The organism is Sphingobium sp. EM0848, from assembly GCF_013375555.1.
Taxonomy (GTDB): Bacteria; Pseudomonadota; Alphaproteobacteria; order Sphingomonadales; family Sphingomonadaceae; genus Sphingobium.
In genome coordinates this window covers 1,709,303-1,728,341 of record NZ_JABXWB010000001.1, presented here as the reverse complement: position 1 = coordinate 1,728,341, position 19,039 = coordinate 1,709,303, and the positions used below count along the sequence as shown (strand labels likewise).

Sequence of the window (19,039 nt, the reverse complement as noted above, 5' to 3'; positions counted from 1 at the left end):
ATTCAATCGCTGTTGCGAATCTTTTGCGCCTGACCCTGGGCGAGCGTCCGCCACAGCCATTCCATCGGTCCCAGCGCGAATCGCTTTTGCCAGAACGGCGACCAGAGCAGCATGACCGCCCAGGCTGCAATCACGAACAGCGGCAATTGACTGTAGCGCACATGGCCGAACAGTCCCAGGCCCCATCCGTAGAAGGTCGCGCTCATGACAAGGCTGGTGCCCAGATAGTTGCTGAGCGCCAGACGGCCGACGGCGGCGATGCGATGGGTCAGGCTCCGGTCGCGAAAGCGCGTGAACAGCCACAGGATCAGCGCCGCCCAGCCGACGGCCAGCGGAATGCGGAAGGGGAAGGACCAGGCCAGCACCGTGCCCAGTGCCGGCAGAGCGGCGAATCCGCTGGCGATCACCCACCAGGCAAGGCCCGCCATCGGGATCAGTCCCATCAGGAAGCAATGGCGCGCGGTGCGCCAATATTGCTCCGCCTGCCAGCGCCCGGTCAGGAAACCGCCCTTCAGCATCGCCATGCCCAGCAGCATGAAGCCGAGCGTGTCGAATATCACGAACGGCAGGGTCGTCACCCATTGGCCGCCGAACAGGGCGATATGATGCAGCAATATGCCCGCATAGTCGCCTTGATAGATTTCGATCTCACTGCGGACCGCCGGATGGGAGGGATCGGAAAAGGAGCCGATGAAATGCGCGAAACCAGCGCTGACATGGGATGCCGTGGCATGGCTCCAAGCATAGAGCGTGGCGATGAAGGACACGCAGACGAGGAAATGCAGGAGGAAGAAGAGGAAGGCCCATTTGACGAGCGACAGCGGTTCCTTGCGCACGAAAAGCAGCGCGGCGAGGCCCACCAGCGCATAGATCATCAGGATATCGCCCCACCACAGCAGCAGATAATGGGCGAGGCCGAAGACGAAGAGCCAGGCCGCGCGGATCATCTGTGCCCGGCGGCCGTCCCGTCCCGCCATTTCCTCCTTGTCGATCAGCAGCAGCATCGACGCGCCGAACAGCATGGAAAACAGCGCCCGCATTTTTCCGTCGACCAGCAGAAAGCTGGCTGCCCAGAAAATCACGTCGCCGCCCGATAGCGGTCCTGCCGCCGCCGGGCTGAAATAGGCCTGTTCAGGCAAGGCGAAGGCCGCGATGTTCATCCAGAGGATTCCCATGACCGCGCAGCCGCGCAGCACGTCCATGGCGGGAATCCGGGAAGAAAAGGCGGTCATGGGGCAGGGTGGTCCTTGATGATGCTGGAAATGAGCGCGTCGCTCTGCCAATGCGACTAGCCATGAACGGCCACCGCAAGCAACGAATAAGCGACGCTTTCGGCGCGGCGGCGCGGCATTATGACGATCATGCCGGGCCGCAACGGCTCGCGGCGGCGCTGGTGGGCGATCTCGCCCAGCGGCAGAAGTCCGGCGGCGTCGGGCGGATATTGGAGATCGGCTGTGGCACCGGTTTTCTGACGCGGGATATTCAGGCGCATTGGCCGGGCGCGGAACTGGTGGTGACGGACCTGTCGCCCGACATGCTGGCGCGGACGGCGACTGGGGGGCTGGTCGCGGGCACATTTCTGACGATGGACGGAGAGGCGCCGATATTCGAAGGGGAATGGTTCGACCTCATCCTCTCCAGCCTGGCCTTTCAATGGTTCGACGATCTGGAGGGCGCCATTGCCCGTCTGGTCGGTTTGCTGCGGCCGGGGGGGAGCCTCATCTTCTCGACCATGGGACAGGGCAGCTTCGCCCGCTGGCGCGCGGCGCATGATGCGGTTGGGGTGGCGGGCGGTATCCCGGCCTATCCCTCGCTCGAAATGTTGCGGTCGATGCTGATGCGGTTCGAGGATGCCTTCGCCTTTGACGAGGATTATGCCTTGCCCTGCGGCGGCGCGAAGGGACTGATCGCGCATTTGAAGGGCATTGGCGCCGTGGTGCCGAACGAAGGGCGCAAGCCGCTTGGTCCCAGGGATTTGCGCCGGGTGATGGCTGCCTTTGAGGAGAGCGGCGGCGATGATGTCTATCAGGTGCTGTTCGGGCGCGTGACGCGCGCCGCTTAGCTATTCCCCGTAAACGATCCGCACCTTGCCTGCCGCTTCCGCCGCGACGGCGCGCGCCTTGTCGGCGTCTTGGGCGCGGGCAAGGGCCACGCCCATGCGGCGATAGGGACGCGTCGTCGGCTTACTGAAGAGGCGCAGGTCGACCTCGCCACCCGGCGTCGACAATGAGTCGGCCAATCCTTCGAACCGGAAGTCGTCCGATTCCCGATCCGCCAATATGACCGCTGAAGCCGCCGCCCCATGCAGCGTCACTTCCGGCACCGGCAGGCCCAGTATGGCGCGGGCGTGCAGGTCGAATTCGCTGAAATTTTGCGAGATCAGTGTCACCATGCCGGTGTCATGCGGCCGGGGCGACAGTTCGGAGAAGATGACATCCTCGCCCTTCACGAAGAACTCCACGCCGAAAATGCCGTAGCCGCCCAGATTGTCGACGACCTTGCGCGCCATATCCTGGGCGGCGGCGAGGGTGGCGTTCGACATGGGCGTGGGCTGCCAGCTTTCCTGATAGTCGCCGCGCTCCTGCCGGTGGCCGATAGGCGGGCAAAAACTGACGCCGTCGCGGCTGCGCACGGTCAGCAGGGTGATTTCATAGTCGAAGGCGATGAACTCCTCGACGATCACGCGGCTGCGGTCGCCGCGCATATTGGCGACGGCATAATTCCACGCCGCTTCCAGCTCGTCGGCTGCGCGGACTGTGGTCTGGCCCTTGCCGGAGGAGGACATGACCGGCTTGATGACGCAGGGGAGGCCGGTATGCTCGGCGCCCGCCAGCACTTCCTCCAGCGTCTCGGCATAGCGATAGCGGGAGGTGCGCAGGCCGAGTTCCACCGCCGCGACCTCGCGGATGCGGTCGCGGTTCATGGTCATGATCGTCGCGCGGGCGGAGGGGACGATGGTGACGCCCTTCGCCTCGAAATCGGCGAGGACTTCGGTGCGGATCGCTTCGATTTCGGGAACCACGAAGTCGGGTTGATGCTTTTCGATCGCCTGGGCGAGCAGGTCGGCGTCGAGCATCGAGAAAACCTCATAGCCGTCCGCGACCTGCATGGCGGGGGCTTGCGGGTAGCTGTCGCAGGCGATGACCTGTGCGCCGAGGCGCTTGGCGGAGATCACGAACTCGCGGCCCAGTTCGCCCGAGCCGAGGAGGAGAATCTTCGCGGTAAAGGCCATGAGATCACTCCTGTTATTTGAAAAAAGCCCCTCCCTTCAGGGAGGGGTTTGGGAAGGGGCTGTCCACTTGGCGCCGCGCCTGGGGTGATCCCCCACCCCCTGCCCCTCCCCTGAAGGGGAGGGGTGAGTCTATTACAGTTCCGCGTCCATCAATGCCGGGAAGAAGCCCTCATGCGCGCCACGCAGGTCTGCCAGCGCCACACCGGCGACTTTGTCGCCGCCGCTGATACCGATCTTGACGGCGCCCGCAATCTCGACGCCCTGCGGCGCCGCGACGATGTAGCGGCCCTGATCTTCACCAAAGGCACTCGCGGTCGTTAGCGCGATGCTGAGGTCCGCGCCGATGCCACCAGCCAGCGCCATTTCGGTCACGGCAACCAGCAGGCCGCCGTCGGCAATGTCATGCACCGCATTGACCTTGCCCTCCGCGATCAGTGCGCGGACGGTTTCGGCGTTGGCGCGTTCGGCGGCGAGGTCGACCTTGGGCGCGTCGCCCGCTTCCCGCCCTGCGATTTCGCGCAGCCAGATCGATTGACCCAGATGCGTGCCTGCGCCGCCGATGACCCAGATCGCGTCGCCTTCATTCTTGAAGGCCACGGTCGCCATCACGTCGACATTCTGGAGCAGGCCGATGCCACCGATCGCCGGGGTCGGCAGGATCGCGGAACCACCGCCGGTCGCCTTGGACTCGTTATAGAGGCTGACATTGCCCGACACGATCGGGAAGTCGAGCGCGCGGCAGGCGTCGCCCATGCCTTCGAGGCAGCCGGTGAACTGCGCCATGATCTCCGGCCGCTGCGGATTGGCGAAGTTGAGGCAGTTGGTGACGGCGAGCGGCGTCGCGCCGACCGCCGAGATGTTGCGATAACATTCCGCAATCGCCTGCTTGCCGCCCTCATAGGGATTTGCATAGCAATAGCGCGGGGTGCAGTCGGTGCTGATCGCAATGCCCTTCTGCGAGCCGTGGACGCGGACGACTGCCGCATCGCCGCCGGGGCGCTGCACCGTGTCGGCGCCGACCATGTGGTCATATTGCTCCCAGATCCAGCGGCGGCTGGCGATGTCGGGCGAACCCATCAGTTTGATCAGGTCCGCGCCAATGTCCGCGCTTTCGGCAATCTCGCCCAACGGCTTGACGCCCGACCAGACCCTATACTCATCCTTCGGCATCGCCGGACGGTCATAGAGCGGCGCGTCGTCGGCCAGCGGGGCGAGCGGAATGTCGCACACCGTCTCGCCCTTGTGGACCAGCACCATGCGGCCAGTGTCGGTCACATGGCCGATCACCGCGAAGTCCAGCTCCCACTTGCGGAAAATGGCTTCGGCAAAAGCTTCCTTGCCCGGCTGGAGGACCATGAGCATGCGCTCCTGCGACTCCGACAGCATCATTTCATAGGCCGTCATGCCGGTTTCGCGCTGCGGCACCTTGTCCATGTCGAGCTGGATGCCGACGCCGCCCTTGGACGCCATTTCCACCGATGAGGAGGTGAGGCCCGCCGCGCCCATATCCTGAATCGCGACGATCGCGTCGGAGGCCATCAGCTCAAGGCAGGCTTCGATCAGCAGCTTTTCGGTGAAGGGGTCGCCCACCTGAACGGTCGGGCGTTTTTCTTCCGAATCCTCGCCAAAGTCGGCCGAGGCCATGGTCGCGCCATGGATGCCGTCGCGGCCGGTCTTGGAGCCGACATAGACGATCGGATTGCCGACGCCCGAGGCCGCCGAATAGAAGATTTTGTTCGTTTCCGCGACGCCCACGGTCATCGCGTTGACCAGGATATTGCCGTCATAGGCGGGGTGGAAATTCACCTCGCCGCCTACGGTCGGGACGCCTACGCAATTGCCGTAGCCGCCAATGCCATGGACCACGCCGCTGATGAGATGCTTCATCTTGGGGTGATCCGGGCGGCCGAAACGCAGCGCGTTCATGTTCGCCACCGGGCGCGCGCCCATGGTGAACACGTCGCGCAGGATGCCGCCGACGCCGGTTGCCGCACCCTGATAGGGTTCGATGTAGGAGGGATGGTTGTGGCTCTCCATCTTGAAGATCGCGGCCTGGCCGTCACCGATGTCGACGACGCCCGCATTTTCGCCGGGGCCGCAAATGACCTGCGGGCCTTCGGTCGGCAGTTTCTTCAGATGGATTCGCGAAGATTTGTAGGAGCAATGCTCCGACCACATCACCGAAAAGATGCCGAGTTCGGTGAGATTCGGTTCCCGGCCAAGCGCGTGCAGGACGCGATCATATTCTTCCGGGGAAAGCCCATGTTCGGCGACGACCTGGGGCGTGATCTGGGATGCGGTGCTGGTCATGAGCGCGCCTTTAGCGGGGGAGCGCCGGATAGACAATCCTGCGCCTCGCACAGCCGTGAAAACATGATAGCTTTCGCACGTTGTGCAAGCCGAAAGGGGAGGTCCGCATGGAATGGATGCTGTTGCCGCTGCGCCGTTACGCCCAATTTTCCGGTCGGTCGCGGCCGAAGGAATATTGGATGTTCGTCCTGTTCCTGCTGCTTTGCTTCATTGTCCTGTCGCTGGTCGAAACAACGCTCGGCCTTACCACCACGGAACGCTGGTTCCAGCGCGGACCCTGGTGGGCGAATGCGGGCTACAGTACGCGCGGCGGCCCGCTCACGGGATTATTCGCGCTGGCCATGCTGATTCCCAATCTGGCGGTGTCCGTCCGCCGGTTGCATGACACGGAACGCAGCGGCTGGTGGCTGCCGATCGTTGTCTTTCCGTTCATCGGCAGCATCGTCCTGCTGATCTTCCTGATCATGGGCGGCACGCGCGGACCCAACCGCTTTGGTCCCGATCCGGTCGAAACGGGCGAACCGGAACTGCGCTAAAAGAAAAAGGCCGGCCTCCATAGGGAAGGCCGGCCTGAACTGGCGGAAGATGAAAAGGATCAGGCCTTGCAGCTCAGCGCGCTCTTGCCGGGCAGGGTGGCGGTGATCTGCTTGTCCGAACCCTCGACCTTGTAGCCTTCGCCCTCGAAGGGCTTGCCGGCTTCGGCGGCGGTCAGCTTGGTCGGCGTGCCGTTCTTCTCGGTGCGGAGCTGCACGGTCTTGCCGTCGCTCATGAAGTCGACGAACAGCAGGCTGTTGTCCTTGCAACGATACTGGCGGCTGGTCTGCACCGAAGGGGGCAGCTCGACCGGCGCGGCGTTGGCCAGCTTTTCAGCCATCGGATCGGCGGGGCCGCCGACGACTTCGGGTTCGTCATTCTTGTTGCAGGCCGAAAGCAGCGCGACCGCCGCAACGGAGATAAGGGGGAGATAATGTTTCATAGCGGTCCTTCTATGTGCATTAGCTACGCCAAGCGTCAACGCAAAACTGCCAAAAGTCCGCCAGCCCCCTGACGCGACGTCATGACGTTTTCATGACATGGTGCGGGAGAGGGGCCGGAATCGGCGCCAATGACCCATGCGGGCTTGACCGGGCGGGCAGGCGCGGCCAATGCAGGAACATGGCGCAAGACAGCATGGTACAGCAGCAGGGCGATCCGTCGCAAATGTCGTTCGAGGATGCGCTGCGCGCGCTCGAATCGATTGTTCGTCGGCTGGAAAGCGGCGACGTTCCGCTTGATGAATCCATTTCGCTTTATTCGCAGGGCGAGGAATTGCGGAAGCGCTGCATGGAACGGCTCCAGGCGGCGGAGGCGCGCATCGCCAAACTGACCCTCGACGCCAGCGGCGCCGTGACGGGCGCGCAGCCCTTCGGCGCGGACTGAGTGCAAGACATTTGGGAGAGGCGGAGATGAGCCTGATCGCCAGCCGCGCCGCCGCCGTCGCGATAGAGGTCGATCGCCTGTTCGACGCGCTTCTGGCGATTCCCGAAGATCCGCGCGCCCGCGTCTATGAGGCGATGCGCCATGCCGCCATGGGGGGCGGCAAGCGGCTGCGCCCGCTGCTGGTGCAGGCGGCGAGCGAATTGTTCAACATTTCGCAGGAATCGGCCTTGCGCGTCGGCGTCGCGGTCGAATGCATCCATGTCTATTCGCTGGTTCATGACGATCTGCCGGCGATGGACAATGACGATCTGCGCCGGGGCAAGCCGACGGTCCACAAGGCGTTTGACGAGGCGACGGCGATATTGGCGGGCGACGCCCTGCACGACCTTGCCTTCGAAGTGCTGGCGGATGAGGAGACCCATCCCGACGCCTTCGTGCGTGTCGAACTGGTGAAGGCGCTGGCCATCGCGAGCGGCGCCTGCGGCATGGCGGGTGGCCAGATGATGGATCTGGAGGCGGAAAAGGCAAGCTTCGACCTGCCCACCGTCACCCGGCTCCAGCAATTGAAGACCGGCGCGCTGATCGGCTTCTGTGTCGATGCGGCGGCGATCATGGCGCGCATCCCGCCTGATGCGCGCACGCGCCTGCACGGATATGCGCGCGACATCGGCCTTGCCTTCCAGATTGCTGACGATCTGCTCGATGTGGAGGGCGACGCCGATCTCGCCGGCAAGGCGCTGGGCAAGGACGCGGCGGCGGGCAAGGAAACCTTTGTCTCGCTGCTCGGCGTCGAACGGGCGCGGGAACAGGGCCGCCTGCTCGTCGAACAGGCCAAGGCGCATCTGCATGGCCACGGCCCGGAGGCCGACCTGCTGCGCGCCATTGCGGATTATATCGTGGAAAGGGATCGCTAGGGGCATGAGCAAGCAGAGGGTGGGGGTTTATCCCGGCACGTTCGATCCGGTCACCTTGGGTCATATGGACATCATCCGGCGCGGCGCGAAGCTGGTCGACAAACTGGTGATCGGCGTCACGACCAACATCACCAAATCGCCGATGTTCTCCGATGAGGAACGGCTGGACATGGTGCGCCGCGAATGCGCGGGGATCGATACGGAAATCGTCGTCACCGGCTTCAATTCGCTGCTGATGGACTTTGCCGAATCGCAGGGGGCCAGCGTCATCATCAGGGGTTTGCGCGCCGTCGCGGACTTCGAATATGAATATCAGATGGCGGGCATGAACCAGCAGATCAACGGCCGGGTCGAGACGGTTTTCCTGATGGCGGACGTCTCGTTGCAACCCATCGCTTCGCGGCTGGTCAAGGAAATCGCGCTTTACGGCGGCCCGATCCACAAATTCGTCAGCGCGGCCGTGCGCGACGATGTGGTCGAGCGGGTGGCGGCTTTGGGCCTTAAGGGCCAGTAACAGGGCCAGTAAAGGCTCGACTCAGCCTTCGTTCAGTTGCCAATCGCGAAGAGGGCGCTATCAGAGGCAACTTCGCAACTGGCCAGACATATTAGGAAAGCTTCATTCATGCGGTTCACGTCGGCGCTCAAGACCGTGGCGATCGGTTTCGCTCTCTATGCATCGAGCGGCGCGGCCCTGGCCCAGGGCGGGCGCAATGCCGAGGAGATGAAGAAGGAAGAGGCCGCCGTCCGCGCGGAGCAGACGGCCAAGCAGCTCGGCCTGGACCCGGCGTCCAAGCTGCCGCCGGCGACCGTGCCGGTCGATCCGCAGAATGTGTGGGACCTCGACCTGTCGAGCGGTGGCCGCGTGCGTATCCAGCTGCGCCCCGATATTGCGCCGACCCATGTCGAGCGGATCAAGGAACTGACGCGGCAGGGCTTTTATAATGGCCTGAAATTCCACCGCGTCATCCCCGGCTTCATGGCGCAGGGCGGCGATCCCAAGGGTGATGGCACCGGCGGTTCGACGCTTCCGGACCTGAAGGCTGAGTTCAACCCGATGCCGCACCTGCGCGGCACCGTGTCGATGGCGCGCGCCCAGAGCGATGACAGCGCGAACAGCCAGTTCTTCATCGTCTTCCTGCCGCGCATGCAGCTCGACAAGAAATACACCGTCTTCGGCCGCGTGATCGAGGGCATGCAATATGTCGACGCGATCCATCAGGGTGAGCCGCCGGCCGATCCGACGCTCATTCTTCAGGCCTCGATCGAAAGCGATGGCAAGCCGCCCGTGACCGCGCTGCCGACGCCGCCTGCGCCGCCCGCTCCCTCGATCGTCGCGCCGCTGCCGGCCAAGAAGCCCGCGCCCGCGAAGAAGCCGGTCGCGCCAACGAAGAAGTAAGGCGCCCCGTTCGCGGGGGCTGAAGCCATGCGCGTAGATTTGTTCGATTTCGACCTGCCGCCTGAGAGCATTGCGCTGCGGCCTGCTTCGCCGCGTGATTCGGCGCAGTTGCTGCTGGTAGCTGGCGATGCGCCGTTCGAGGATCATATCGTGCATGACCTGCCGGGCCTGCTGCGAGCGGGCGATGTGCTGGTGTTCAACGATACCAGGGTCATCCCGGCGCAGTTGGAAGGGATGCGTGGGCAGGCAAAGATCGGGGCGACGCTTCACAAGCGCCTCGGACTGCGCGAGTGGCAGGCCTTTCTCCGCAATGCCAAGCGGGTGCGCGACGGCGACCGGATTGATTTCGGTAATGGAGTCACGGCGCTGGCCGGTCCACGCGACGAGGACGGCGGGGTTACGCTGCGCTTCGAGGGTGAGGAGCCGGTGGAGATACTGCTGGAGCGCGCGGGACGGATGCCGCTGCCGCCCTATATCGCCAGCAAACGCCCGACGGACGAGCGTGACCGCAGCGATTATCAGACCATGTTCGCGCGGGAGGACGGCGCGGTCGCCGCACCCACGGCGGCGCTGCATTTCACGCCTGCGCTGATGGCGGCGTTGAAGGGAGCGGGCGTGGGGACGGAAACGCTCACTTTGCATGTCGGCGCGGGGACGTTCCTGCCGGTGAAGGCCGACGACACCGATGATCATCGGATGCATGCCGAATGGGGGCGGATCGACCAGGCGACGGCGGATCGCCTGAATGCCGTGCGGCAGGAGGGGGGGCGCCTGATCGCCGTCGGGACCACCAGTCTGCGCCTGCTGGAAAGTGCTTGCGGCGAAGATGGCGTTATTCGGCCTTTCGCCGATGAGACGCGGATTTTCATCACGCCGGGCTATCGGTTCCGGGCGGTGGATGGGCTGATGACCAATTTCCATCTGCCCAAATCGACGCTGTTCATGCTGGTCAGCGCGCTGATGGGGCGGGAGCGCATGCAGGCGGTTTATGCCCATGCGATTGCGCGGGGCTATCGCTTCTACAGCTATGGGGATAGCTCGCTCCTCCTGCCTTGAGCGGGGAGGCGTTCAGCCGCGGCCCACGAACAGGAAGCCGACCGCCGCCATGATGCACAGGAAGGCGGCAAGGTGGCGCCAGTGCAGCGGTTCGCCCAGCACCATCACCATGAAACCGCCGAAGATCAGCAGCGCAATGGCTTCCTGAGCGATCTTGAGCTGTCCCGCGCTCCAGCCGCTGGCGAAACCGATGCGGTTGGCGGGCACGGCGAAGCAATATTCGACGAAGGCGATGCCCCAGCTGATCAGGATGACCCCGAACAGAGGCTTGGTCATCCCACCCTTCAGATGCCAGTACCAGGCCGTGGTCATGAACAGGTTGGAAATGGTGAGGAGCAGGATGGTCGGCATGAAGAACCTCTGATGGGCGGGTGATGCGCGCTGTCGCACTGCGGGGAAGGGGGTGCAAGGGCGTCCCTAGTGACCCCGAATCTGAAGTTCGTCACACTATTGGGCAGGCGCTGAACGAACTTCAGATCCATCAGGGTCACTAGCAAATATATGTTTCCAGTGTGGTTTATGGATTTGAAATACGCTCCCCACCTGGCCGCTGTAATGAGGCGTATTTCAAATCCACCACACTAGCGCGGCGGGATCGTGACATAAGCGGATAGGCGCTATAACGGGCGGGACGAGATCGTCCGCCAATGCCCGTGGAAGGCATGATTTGAGGAAGAGGCCTGCATGAAATTGCGTTCCCTGCTGTTCGTTCCCGGAGATCGTCCCGAGCGTTTCGCCAAGGCGGCGGCCAGCGGAGCCGATGCGATCATTCTCGACCTGGAGGATTCGGTCGCGCCGGAGCGCAAGGCCTTTGGGCGGGAGGCGATTGCGGAATGGCTGGCCAGCCCGCGTGATTGCGTGGCGTTTGTGCGGGTCAATCCGCTCGACGGGGATCACACCCGCGCGGACCTGACCGCCGTGCTGCCTGCGGCGCCTGACGGCATCATGCTGCCCAAGGCGGAAGGCGCGTCGAGCATCCAGACGCTGATCGGTCTGGCCGATGGCGGGAATGTGCCGCCGATCCTGCCGATCGCGACCGAAACGCCCATTGCCATTTTCGAATTGGGCACGTTCCGGCAGGTCAGTCAACGGCTGGCGGGCCTGACCTGGGGGGCGGAGGATTTGCCGGCATCGGTTGGCGCCTCGACCTCGCGCGAGGAGGATGGCCGCTATACCGCGCCCTTCGAAATGGCGCGCAGCCTGACGCTATTTGCCGCTCATGCCGCCGGGGTTCCGGCAATTGATACCGTTTTTCCCCGGATAGAGGCGATGGACGACCTCAAGGCCTATGTCGGGCGGGCGCGACGCGATGGCTTCACCGGCATGATGGCGATCCATCCGGTACAGGTCGCCGCGATCAATGAAGGCTTTACCCCCAGCGAAACCGAGGTCGCACGGGCAAAGGCCGTGGTGGAGGCGTTCGCCGCCAATCCCGGTGCAGGGGTGCTGAAACTCGACGGCAAGATGATCGACCGGCCCCATCTCATCCAGGCGCAGCGGGTTCTGGCCGCAGCGGATTAGGGGAAGGGCCAGACAGGGGCGCGCCTTCAGGGTGCGCCCCATCGCCTGTTTATTTCAAACGCCGCGCGGAGCCTCGCATCAGTGCGGACGGCCCTTGTCGTCGGGTGCGCTGCTGCTGGCGCGATCCTCCATGCCCCAGCCGGCATCGCCGCGACGGTGGGCCTGTTGGCCGCTTTCGACATACCAGGCGGCAAGGGTCTCAGCGGCGGTCTTTTCCAACATCACCTGCCGTGCATCGACCGACCTGATCCAGAAGCTGGGGATGGAATGATGCATCCCGCCCGCATTGGCATCGTTCCTCGTCAGGATGATGCGATCCTCGCGCAGCGCATCGACGGTGCCGACATGCAGGCCGTCGCTGCCCACCACTTCCATATGTTCACGCACCTGCGCCATGGCCCTGCGCTGGTCGCCGCGCCGACTGCGCCAATCGCCGAACTCCCGATTGAAGCGCTCGCGATTTTCCCGCTGATATTCGGCATAGTCGCGGTCCAGTTCCGCGATCCTCTCCTGCCGCCAGAGATAATAGTTGGCGTCATGATGCCCGCCATAATCATGCACCGCGCCATAGGAGCGGATGGTGGAGCCGTGATCCTCGTTGCCATAGCCGCTGCGTTCACCGGTAAAGGGGGCATAGCCGCTATTGGGAAGATAGCGGTTGCTGCTGGAGGCGGAGGCGAAGCCGACGCGGCTGCTTTCATCGCGCGGGTCGCCGTAGGGGCGGTTATAATATTCATCATATTCACGGCGCACTTCCGCGTCATGGTCGCCGAACCAGCTGCGGATCTCATCCCCCGCCCGGTCGAAGAAGCCGCGCATTTCCGGGTCGTAGCCTTCGGGGAAATGCTGAAAATCCGGGCCACTCGCCGGTCCCCGCATGCTTGCCCCATATCGGTGGCCGCGCAACATCCGGTAACGGTCCGACCCGCGATCCCAATCGCTGCGGATGCGGTCATTGCCGCCATAGCGGCGCCCGCCTTGGTAAGCCATGGTCCTTCTCCTTGCTTGTCCTTTCCACGGTGCATGAAACTGCCCCGTTGTCGCACCAATGAGCGGGGACACGCATCGTTCCAGTTGTTGCGAAGCATTAACGTTCCTGCTTTGTCCTTGTTCCCCGGAAGAGGCCGCAACATGATGAGGAATCGTATTTTTGCGCAAAAAGACCGTTGCGCGGGCGCAATCGCTCGCCTATAGGCAGCGCTCCTTTGGGGCCGTAGCTCAGCTGGGAGAGCGCGTCGTTCGCAATGACGAGGTCAGGGGTTCGATCCCCCTCGGCTCCACCAATTCCTTCATGGGATTGGCCTGAAGGGACTTTACCGCTGGCGATTTCAACGCCTATGGCGGTTCCATGACAAGAAATATGAATGAAGGCCGCCCTGCTGCGACCGTGGTGATCCTGCGCGATCGCCTCGACGCCGCTCCGGAAATCCTGATGATGGAACGCGCGTCGAGCATGGCTTTCGCGGCGGGCGCATTGGTCTTTCCCGGTGGGGCGGTGGACGCGCACGACCGCGAACTGGCGGCGATGATCGGTGGTGGCCTCGCTCTGGACGAAGCGGCGGCGCGCATTGCCGCCATCCGTGAAACGCTGGAAGAAAGCGGGCTTGCCATCGCATTGAATGGCTCTTTGGAAACCGATCGGATTGTCGCCATGCGGCGGGCCTTGCTGGATGGCGCCAGCTTCAGCGAGATCTTGGTCGCAGAGGGTGTGGAGATCAGGCTGGATGCGCTGGTGCCTTTTGCGCGTTGGCATCCGGCGCGGATGGAGAATGTGAAGCGCGTGTTCGATACCCGCTTCTATCTTGTCCGAGCCCCGGAAGGGCAGACGGCGAGCGTCGATGAAACCGAAAATGTGCAGCTCTTCTGGAGCGGTGCGGCGGCAACGCTGGCGCGGTGCGACAGGGGGGAAGGGCAGATCATCTTCCCGACGCGCCGCAATCTGGAGCGGCTGGCGCAATTTGGCAGCTTCGATGATCTCGCGGCCCATGCCCTGTCGATTCCGGTCGAGAAGGTGACGCCCTGGTTCGAGGAGAGGGATGGGCAACAGCATCTTTGTATTCCCGGGCATCTGGGCTACCCGGTAACATCGGAACCAGCGGGGACTGTCCGGCGCACTTGAAGACATGCGATGCATCCATGTCCGTCTGCGTCGCGTCGCGCCGTCTGCATCTCGATCGCGTTAAGCGCCGTATCTGGCGCTGGCGGCCCTGTCGCCAACGGCTAGAGCGGTGAGCGATTAGTTGGACGCATATCCGGCGGCCTTGAAATATTCCCAACATTCTTCGGCAGAATAGAGGTCGCAGATATGTCCGAGAGCCTTCCATAGCTCATCGATGGTCCGCGCCCCGATCCGTCGCAGGTGCGATTTCAATTTAGCGAAGGCCATTTCTATTGGGTTCAAATCGGGTGAATAAGCGGGGAGGAAAAGGATCCACGCACCTCGCTCTTTAAGGCAGGCTTTGACCTTTTCGCTTTTGTGGCTCGACAGATTGTCGGCGATCACAACATCGCCGGGGCTGAGCGTTGGCGCCAACTGGGTTTCGATATAGGTTTCGAACAGGCGCCGGTTCATCGGTTGGTCGATCACCCACGGGGCAACCAAGCAATCGCAGCGCAGCCCCGCGATGAAGGTTTGCGTTTTCCAATGACCGAACGGAGCGCGGGCCTTGAGACGCTCTCCTTTTGGCGCCCGGCCACGAAGCTTGGTCATCTTCGTGGTGGTCGCCGTCTCATCCAGAAAGACGAGGTGATGAGGCTTTGCGCGCATCTGCGGCTGCCGGTCGAGGCGCCATCGCAGTCGCGCATGAGCGACATCATCGCGTCCGCACTCGCTGGCCAGCAGCGTTTTTTTTTACCCGATAGCCAGCCTGGATCAGCACCCGCGAGAGGGATGCCGGATGGGCAACTACGCCCGTCTCCGCTGCAAGCTTGTTGGACAGCTCCGACATGCCGATGTCTGGTTCCCTATCCACCCAGCCCGTCAACCGGGCCATATACGGCGCCAACTTACCAGCGCCGCGTGGCCGCCCTATTCGTGAAGAAGCAGCCGAACCTGTTCGTTCCACTCGCTGCAACAACTTCACTGCGCAACTCGCGCTCACACCGAAATGGCGGGCCGCCGCCCGGCGCGAGTGTCCCGCCCTTACGTGCGCCGATATCCGTTCCCGCAAATCAGCCGAATATGCTCTGCCCATGGTTCACCTCCACAGGCACATGAATCACAAATCCGCGCAAAAAGGAATCGTCCGCGATTCCTACTTTGCGCTCACTGCTCTAATTCGATATTGCCTCTCGAACCCGGTGCGTGAAGGGCGTACATTCGACCCACCTTTGAGAAAAGGGGAGGATGCCATGCCGCAATTCGTGATCGAACGGCACATGCCGGGTGTAGGCCAGTTGTCAGGAGAGCAGCTCAAGGGCGCGTCGCAGGGATCCTGCAATGTCCTGCGCCAGCTTGGCCCGGATATTCAATGGGTTCACAGCTATGTGACGGACGACAAAATCTATTGCGTCTATCGCGCACCCAGTGAGGAACTGATCCGCCAGCACGCGGAAATGGCGGGCTTCCCCGCCAACAGCATCGCGCAGGTCCGTGCGACGATCGATCCGACGACCGCCGACTGACCTTTACTGGCCAAAGCCCGATTCGCGCGCTAGCGCCACGGCTTCACGGGCGGCGGCGAGCAGTGCGCCGCTCTTCGCCTCGCATTCGCGTTGTTCATATTCCGGGTTCGAATCGGCAACGATGCCGGCGCCGGCCTGCACATGCATGACGCCGTCTTTAAGGACCGCGGTGCGCAGGACGATGCAGCTGTCCATATTGCCATCGGGTCCGAAATAGCCGACGCCACCGGCATAGGCGCCGCGTGTCTCCGGCTCCAGTTCCGCGATGATCTCGCAGGCGCGGACCTTGGGCGCGCCGGAAACCGTGCCCGCCGGGAAGCCCGCGAACAGTGCGTCCAGCGCATCCTTGCCCGGCGCCAGCCGTCCGACCACGTTTGAAACGATGTGCATGACATGGCTGTAAAATTCGACGGTATAGCTGTCCGTCACGGTAACGGTGCCCGCCGCCGCGACCCGGCCCACATCATTGCGGCCAAGGTCGAGCAGCATCAGATGTTCCGCCCGCTCCTTGGGATCGGCCAGCAGGCTTTCGCGGTTGGCGGCATCCTCGACTGCGTTCCGGCCGCGTGGACGGGTGCCGGCGATGGGGCGGATGGTGACTTCGCCATCGCGCGCCCGGACCAGGATTTCCGGGCTGGACCCGATCAGCGCGAAGCCGGGCAGGTCGAGATAATAGAGGAAGGGGGAGGGATTGATCCGCCGCAGCGCGCGATAGAGCGCGATCGGCGGCAGAGTGAAGGGGCTGGTGAAGCGCTGGGCCAGCACCACCTGAAAGATGTCGCCTGCGACGATATAATCCTTCGCCCTGTTGACCATCGCGGCATAGCGGCCCGGTTCCAGCATCGGCGTTACTTCGACATCGGCAATGTCGGCAGGGACCGTCTGCGCGGGCAGGGACGCCGCCAGTCGCGCGGCGACCGCGTCGATCCGCTCCAGCGCCTGTTCGACGGCGCGATCGGCATCGGTGAAACTGCCCCTCCATACCGGCGCGACCAGATAGAGCGCATCGGCCAGCCGATCGAACACCAATATCACGGTTGGCCGCACGAACAGCATGTCGGGCAGGGCAATCGGGTTTTCCTCCGGGCGCGGCAGTTTTTCGACCAGTCCGACCGTCTCATAACCGAAATAGCCGACCAGACAGGCGAGGGCAGCGGGCAGCGCAGGGTCCAGTTCCGCCCGGCATTCCGCGACCAGCGCGCGCAAGGCGTCCAGCGTGCTCAGACTTTCGGGCTGGAACGCATCCCGGTCGGCCGCCCATTGCCGGTTTATTTCGGCCCTCTGACCCTGCGCCCGGAAAACGAGGTCGGGGGCGAGGCCGATCAGGCTGTAGCGTCCGCGTACCGCGCCGCCTTCGACCGATTCCAGCAGGAAATCGCCGCGATCTGCCTCGAACAATTTGAGCGCTGCGGAAATCGGCGTGTCGGTGTCGGCGATCTGGCGCCGCCACACCAGCGCGGATTGCCCCGCCGCCAGTGCCTTGCGTGCGCTGTCGATGCCATCCATCGCTGCCGATCCCCCCATTTTACTGACCGCCGCTATTGCTGTTGGTGAGTGCGCGCTGAACGCTGGCGACGGCCGCCGCGTTACGCTTCACGCCCATGTCCTTCTCGACCGCGCGTTCGAACTGCTGGCCATATTCCTGGCCGACGACATCGCCCAACTGGTCGCGCACCTGATTCAGCAGCACCTTGTCGCTGGCCGCGTCACCATGTTTGATGCCGTTGAGCTGCACCACGAAATAGCCCCGATCCTGACCCACCGGCAGCATCTTCACGCTATTGGGCGCCATCGAAAAGAGCATGGCGACCTCCGCCGGAGGACGCTGTCCCTCGCGCATGAGGTCGGCGCGGCGGCCTCCCACGACCTGCGGCGCGGGCAGCGGGATGCCAGCGGCGGCGATCGCGTCGGACAGCTTCGTGCCCTTGGCGACCTTGGCGCGAATCTGTTCGGCCAGCGCCTTGGCCTTCTCATTGCCCTGGGCCAGCTTGTACTGCATCACCACCAGCGTCTTGACCTTGGCGAGCGGCGGCGGCGCGGCGGCCTGGATGTCGCCGGGCGCGGTGAGCGCATAGCGCTTGTCGGCGGCGATGGGGATCAACTGCGCATCGTCATCCTGACTCATCGCGAAGACGGGCGCCAGCAGCGGCTTCACGTCGGGCGAAAGCTGATAGGCGTCATCCTCGACCTGCTTGCCGGAGGACACGAGGAAGGGCGTGGTTTCCAGCTTCAGCCCATTGTCCTTCACCACTTCCTCGAAGCTGCCGCCATTGGCGATCTGATCCTCGATCTTGCTGGTGAAGTCGTTCAGCAGCTTCTTTTCCTTCTGCGTCCGCAGCGTGGCGACGATTTCGCTGCGCACGGCGTCCAGAGTGCGGGCAGGGGTCGTCTTGACCGCCGTGACACGCAGCAGCACCCAGCCCAGCGACCCGCGCATCGGGCCGACCAGTTCGCCCTGCTTCGCGGCAAAGCCCGCATTGGCGACAGCGGCGGACGAAGCAGCGGTCAGCGCCTCCCGGCTTTCATCGGTAAGCTGCGAGACGGAGAGGCCAGCACCCTGCGCGGCGGCGGCGAGCGACTTTCCGCCCTTGACCTGATCGGCCATGGCCTTGGCGCCCGCTTCCGTCGGCAGGATCAACTGCTCGAAGCTGCGGTTTTCCTTGGCGGCATAGGCGGCCTTGCTCTGATTGTAATAGGCGGCGATTTCCGCATCGGTCGGCTGCGCGGCCTGAGCGAAGCGCTCGACGTCGATCACCGCATAGCGGATGCGGCGCTGCTCCGGAATGGTGTAGCGCGCGGCATTGCTCTTGTAGAAATCATTGAGTTGCGCGTCGGTCGGGTCCTTGATGTCCCTGAACGCGGCGGCCGGGATCGCGGCGATGGTGCCCTGACGCGCTTCCAGCAGCAGCGAGGCATAGGGCAGGACCAGGGAATCGCTCAGCTTCACGCCAAGGCCCAGGGGACTGAGCATCTGCCGTTCCAGTATTTCGCGGCTGATATCGTCGCGTAGAGCCTGCTCGGTGATCCGCTCGCGCATCAGCAGCTGGCGGAAATTGTCCTGGCTGAAATTGCCGGCCGCATCCTGAAAGGCAGGGATCTGCGCGATCTGCGCATCGACCAGCCGCTTCGAGATATGGATTTTCTGATCGTTCGCATATTCCTTCAGCGTCAACGATGCGACCAGCTGGTCATAGACCTGCGCCGCGCCGCCCTGCGCCAGGAAATCTGCGATTTGCAGTCCCGGATTGGAACGGCGCGCATTTTCGAACACGCGCTGCACGCGATCCTGAAGCTCCGTCACGGTCAGCCGCGATCCGCCCGCTTTCGCCGCGGTTTCTCCGCTTCCCAGCGTCGTGCCGAACTTGCCGCTGGTTAAATCCCCCATGATGAAGGCAGCGGCGACGATCCCAAGGAAGATCAGGGCCGCGAAGGCGCCGAATTTGGAGTGAATGAAACGGCGAAAGACTGAAAGCATGGAGGAAAGTCCGTAATGCGGCTTTGATGGCGGCCCGCTTTAAGGGCGGATCGTCGCGTGGGCAAGGGGCGCAAGGCTGGACAAATGGCCAA

Annotated in this window: 19 protein-coding genes and 1 tRNA gene; 11 read left to right on the top strand and 9 right to left on the bottom strand. The window is 63.6% G+C overall.

The window, feature by feature from the left end:
* Positions 1-2 precede the first annotated feature (2 nt).
* Positions 3-1,232: a DUF418 domain-containing protein gene (locus tag HUK73_RS08200; protein WP_176591466.1), complete on the bottom strand. Its 1,230-nt coding sequence runs from the start codon at positions 1,230-1,232 to the stop codon at positions 3-5.
* Between the two features lie 62 nt (positions 1,233-1,294).
* Here HUK73_RS08200 and HUK73_RS08195 point away from each other — a divergent pair, with 62 nt between their 5' ends.
* Positions 1,295-2,062, top strand: coding sequence for a methyltransferase (locus HUK73_RS08195; RefSeq protein ID WP_176591465.1), 768 nt, complete (start codon positions 1,295-1,297; stop codon positions 2,060-2,062).
* On the opposite strand, the gene purT is transcribed toward HUK73_RS08195, so the two are convergent.
* A complete protein-coding gene (purT, locus tag HUK73_RS08190) occupies positions 2,063-3,232 on the bottom strand; it encodes a formate-dependent phosphoribosylglycinamide formyltransferase (RefSeq protein WP_176591464.1) in 1,170 nt (389 codons plus the stop codon).
* Positions 3,233-3,364: 132 nt separating this feature from the next.
* On the bottom strand, positions 3,365-5,542 hold the full coding sequence (gene purL / locus HUK73_RS08185; RefSeq protein WP_176591463.1) for a phosphoribosylformylglycinamidine synthase subunit PurL: 2,178 nt from the start codon (positions 5,540-5,542) through the stop codon (positions 3,365-3,367).
* Positions 5,543-5,649: 107 nt separating this feature from the next.
* Between purL and HUK73_RS08180 the strand changes: the two genes are divergently transcribed.
* Complete coding sequence (locus tag HUK73_RS08180) at positions 5,650-6,078, top strand: DUF805 domain-containing protein (protein WP_176591462.1); 429 nt, start codon at positions 5,650-5,652, stop codon at positions 6,076-6,078.
* Positions 6,079-6,137: 59 nt separating this feature from the next.
* Here the strand turns inward: HUK73_RS08180 and HUK73_RS08175 are convergent, their stop codons facing one another.
* Positions 6,138-6,518, bottom strand: coding sequence for a hypothetical protein (locus HUK73_RS08175; RefSeq protein WP_176591461.1), 381 nt, complete (start codon positions 6,516-6,518; stop codon positions 6,138-6,140).
* A 179-nt stretch (positions 6,519-6,697) separates the two neighbouring features.
* On the opposite strand from HUK73_RS08175, the gene HUK73_RS08170 reads away from it, so the two are divergent.
* The 5 genes from HUK73_RS08170 to queA all read left to right on the top strand — a co-directional run bounded on the left by HUK73_RS08170 (position 6,698) and on the right by queA (position 10,327).
* Complete coding sequence (locus HUK73_RS08170) at positions 6,698-6,961, top strand: exodeoxyribonuclease VII small subunit (RefSeq protein WP_176591460.1); 264 nt, start codon at positions 6,698-6,700, stop codon at positions 6,959-6,961.
* 26 nt (positions 6,962-6,987) lie between these two features.
* The gene (locus HUK73_RS08165) at positions 6,988-7,875 is read left to right on the top strand and encodes a polyprenyl synthetase family protein (protein WP_176591459.1); all 888 of its coding nucleotides are present in this window, start codon (positions 6,988-6,990) and stop codon (positions 7,873-7,875) included.
* A 4-nt stretch (positions 7,876-7,879) separates the two neighbouring features.
* Complete coding sequence (coaD, locus tag HUK73_RS08160) at positions 7,880-8,389, top strand: pantetheine-phosphate adenylyltransferase (protein WP_176591458.1); 510 nt, start codon at positions 7,880-7,882, stop codon at positions 8,387-8,389.
* 108 nt (positions 8,390-8,497) lie between these two features.
* Complete coding sequence (locus HUK73_RS08155; protein ID WP_176591457.1) at positions 8,498-9,271, top strand: peptidylprolyl isomerase; 774 nt, start codon at positions 8,498-8,500, stop codon at positions 9,269-9,271.
* A gap of 27 nt (positions 9,272-9,298) precedes the next feature.
* Positions 9,299-10,327, top strand: a complete 1,029-nt coding sequence (gene queA, locus HUK73_RS08150) for a tRNA preQ1(34) S-adenosylmethionine ribosyltransferase-isomerase QueA (protein WP_176591456.1) — start codon at positions 9,299-9,301, stop codon at positions 10,325-10,327.
* A 12-nt stretch (positions 10,328-10,339) separates the two neighbouring features.
* Here the strand turns inward: queA and HUK73_RS08145 are convergent, their stop codons facing one another.
* Entirely contained in the window at positions 10,340-10,678 is a 339-nt protein-coding gene (locus tag HUK73_RS08145) for a DMT family protein (RefSeq protein ID WP_176591455.1), read from the bottom strand.
* Positions 10,679-11,011: 333 nt separating this feature from the next.
* On the opposite strand from HUK73_RS08145, the gene HUK73_RS08140 reads away from it, so the two are divergent.
* Positions 11,012-11,848: a CoA ester lyase gene (locus HUK73_RS08140; protein ID WP_176591454.1), complete on the top strand. Its 837-nt coding sequence runs from the start codon at positions 11,012-11,014 to the stop codon at positions 11,846-11,848.
* A 78-nt stretch (positions 11,849-11,926) separates the two neighbouring features.
* Here the strand turns inward: HUK73_RS08140 and HUK73_RS08135 are convergent, their stop codons facing one another.
* Positions 11,927-12,838 (bottom strand): DUF2171 domain-containing protein, encoded by a 912-nt coding sequence (locus tag HUK73_RS08135; protein WP_176591453.1) that lies wholly within the window; start codon positions 12,836-12,838, stop codon positions 11,927-11,929.
* A gap of 217 nt (positions 12,839-13,055) precedes the next feature.
* Here HUK73_RS08135 and HUK73_RS08130 point away from each other — a divergent pair.
* Both HUK73_RS08130 and HUK73_RS08125 read left to right on the top strand, forming a co-directional pair.
* Positions 13,056-13,131, top strand: a tRNA-Ala gene (locus tag HUK73_RS08130).
* Between the two features lie 65 nt (positions 13,132-13,196).
* Positions 13,197-13,967 (top strand): NUDIX domain-containing protein, encoded by a 771-nt coding sequence (locus HUK73_RS08125; protein WP_176591452.1) that lies wholly within the window; start codon positions 13,197-13,199, stop codon positions 13,965-13,967.
* Between the two features lie 117 nt (positions 13,968-14,084).
* Here the strand turns inward: HUK73_RS08125 and HUK73_RS08120 are convergent.
* A protein-coding gene (locus HUK73_RS08120; protein ID WP_176591283.1) for an IS630 family transposase occupies positions 14,085-15,042 on the bottom strand; the annotation gives its coding sequence in 2 pieces (ribosomal slippage) (positions 14,085-14,699 and positions 14,701-15,042; 957 coding nt in all).
* Between the two features lie 157 nt (positions 15,043-15,199).
* Here HUK73_RS08120 and HUK73_RS08115 point away from each other — a divergent pair.
* Positions 15,200-15,472, top strand: a complete 273-nt coding sequence (locus HUK73_RS08115) for a DUF4242 domain-containing protein (protein ID WP_176591451.1) — start codon at positions 15,200-15,202, stop codon at positions 15,470-15,472.
* A gap of 3 nt (positions 15,473-15,475) precedes the next feature.
* Here the strand turns inward: HUK73_RS08115 and trpE are convergent, their stop codons facing one another.
* A complete protein-coding gene (gene trpE, locus HUK73_RS08110) occupies positions 15,476-16,978 on the bottom strand; it encodes an anthranilate synthase component I (RefSeq protein WP_176591450.1) in 1,503 nt (500 codons plus the stop codon).
* 19 nt (positions 16,979-16,997) lie between these two features.
* Positions 16,998-18,947, bottom strand: coding sequence for a peptidylprolyl isomerase (locus tag HUK73_RS08105; protein WP_176591449.1), 1,950 nt, complete (start codon positions 18,945-18,947; stop codon positions 16,998-17,000).
* Between the last annotated feature and the right edge of the window lie 92 nt (positions 18,948-19,039).

Excerpts from the sequence above, each read along its gene's own strand:
- HUK73_RS08200 (WP_176591466.1), bottom strand. The coding sequence starts at position 1,232 with ATGACCGCCTTTTCTTCCCGGATTCCCGCCATGGACGTGCTGCGCGGC.
- HUK73_RS08195 (WP_176591465.1), top strand. The coding sequence starts at position 1,295 with ATGAACGGCCACCGCAAGCAACGAATAAGCGACGCTTTCGGCGCGGCG.
- purT (WP_176591464.1), bottom strand. The coding sequence starts at position 3,232 with ATGGCCTTTACCGCGAAGATTCTCCTCCTCGGCTCGGGCGAACTGGGC.
- purL (WP_176591463.1), bottom strand. The coding sequence starts at position 5,542 with ATGACCAGCACCGCATCCCAGATCACGCCCCAGGTCGTCGCCGAACAT.
- HUK73_RS08180 (WP_176591462.1), top strand. The coding sequence starts at position 5,650 with ATGGAATGGATGCTGTTGCCGCTGCGCCGTTACGCCCAATTTTCCGGT.
- HUK73_RS08175 (WP_176591461.1), bottom strand. The coding sequence starts at position 6,518 with ATGAAACATTATCTCCCCCTTATCTCCGTTGCGGCGGTCGCGCTGCTT.
- HUK73_RS08170 (WP_176591460.1), top strand. The coding sequence starts at position 6,698 with ATGGCGCAAGACAGCATGGTACAGCAGCAGGGCGATCCGTCGCAAATG.
- HUK73_RS08165 (WP_176591459.1), top strand. The coding sequence starts at position 6,988 with ATGAGCCTGATCGCCAGCCGCGCCGCCGCCGTCGCGATAGAGGTCGAT.
- coaD (WP_176591458.1), top strand. The coding sequence starts at position 7,880 with ATGAGCAAGCAGAGGGTGGGGGTTTATCCCGGCACGTTCGATCCGGTC.
- HUK73_RS08155 (WP_176591457.1), top strand. The coding sequence starts at position 8,498 with ATGCGGTTCACGTCGGCGCTCAAGACCGTGGCGATCGGTTTCGCTCTC.
- queA (WP_176591456.1), top strand. The coding sequence starts at position 9,299 with ATGCGCGTAGATTTGTTCGATTTCGACCTGCCGCCTGAGAGCATTGCG.
- HUK73_RS08145 (WP_176591455.1), bottom strand. The coding sequence starts at position 10,678 with ATGCCGACCATCCTGCTCCTCACCATTTCCAACCTGTTCATGACCACG.
- HUK73_RS08140 (WP_176591454.1), top strand. The coding sequence starts at position 11,012 with ATGAAATTGCGTTCCCTGCTGTTCGTTCCCGGAGATCGTCCCGAGCGT.
- HUK73_RS08135 (WP_176591453.1), bottom strand. The coding sequence starts at position 12,838 with ATGGCTTACCAAGGCGGGCGCCGCTATGGCGGCAATGACCGCATCCGC.
- HUK73_RS08125 (WP_176591452.1), top strand. The coding sequence starts at position 13,197 with ATGACAAGAAATATGAATGAAGGCCGCCCTGCTGCGACCGTGGTGATC.
- HUK73_RS08115 (WP_176591451.1), top strand. The coding sequence starts at position 15,200 with ATGCCGCAATTCGTGATCGAACGGCACATGCCGGGTGTAGGCCAGTTG.
- trpE (WP_176591450.1), bottom strand. The coding sequence starts at position 16,978 with ATGGATGGCATCGACAGCGCACGCAAGGCACTGGCGGCGGGGCAATCC.
- HUK73_RS08105 (WP_176591449.1), bottom strand. The coding sequence starts at position 18,947 with ATGCTTTCAGTCTTTCGCCGTTTCATTCACTCCAAATTCGGCGCCTTC.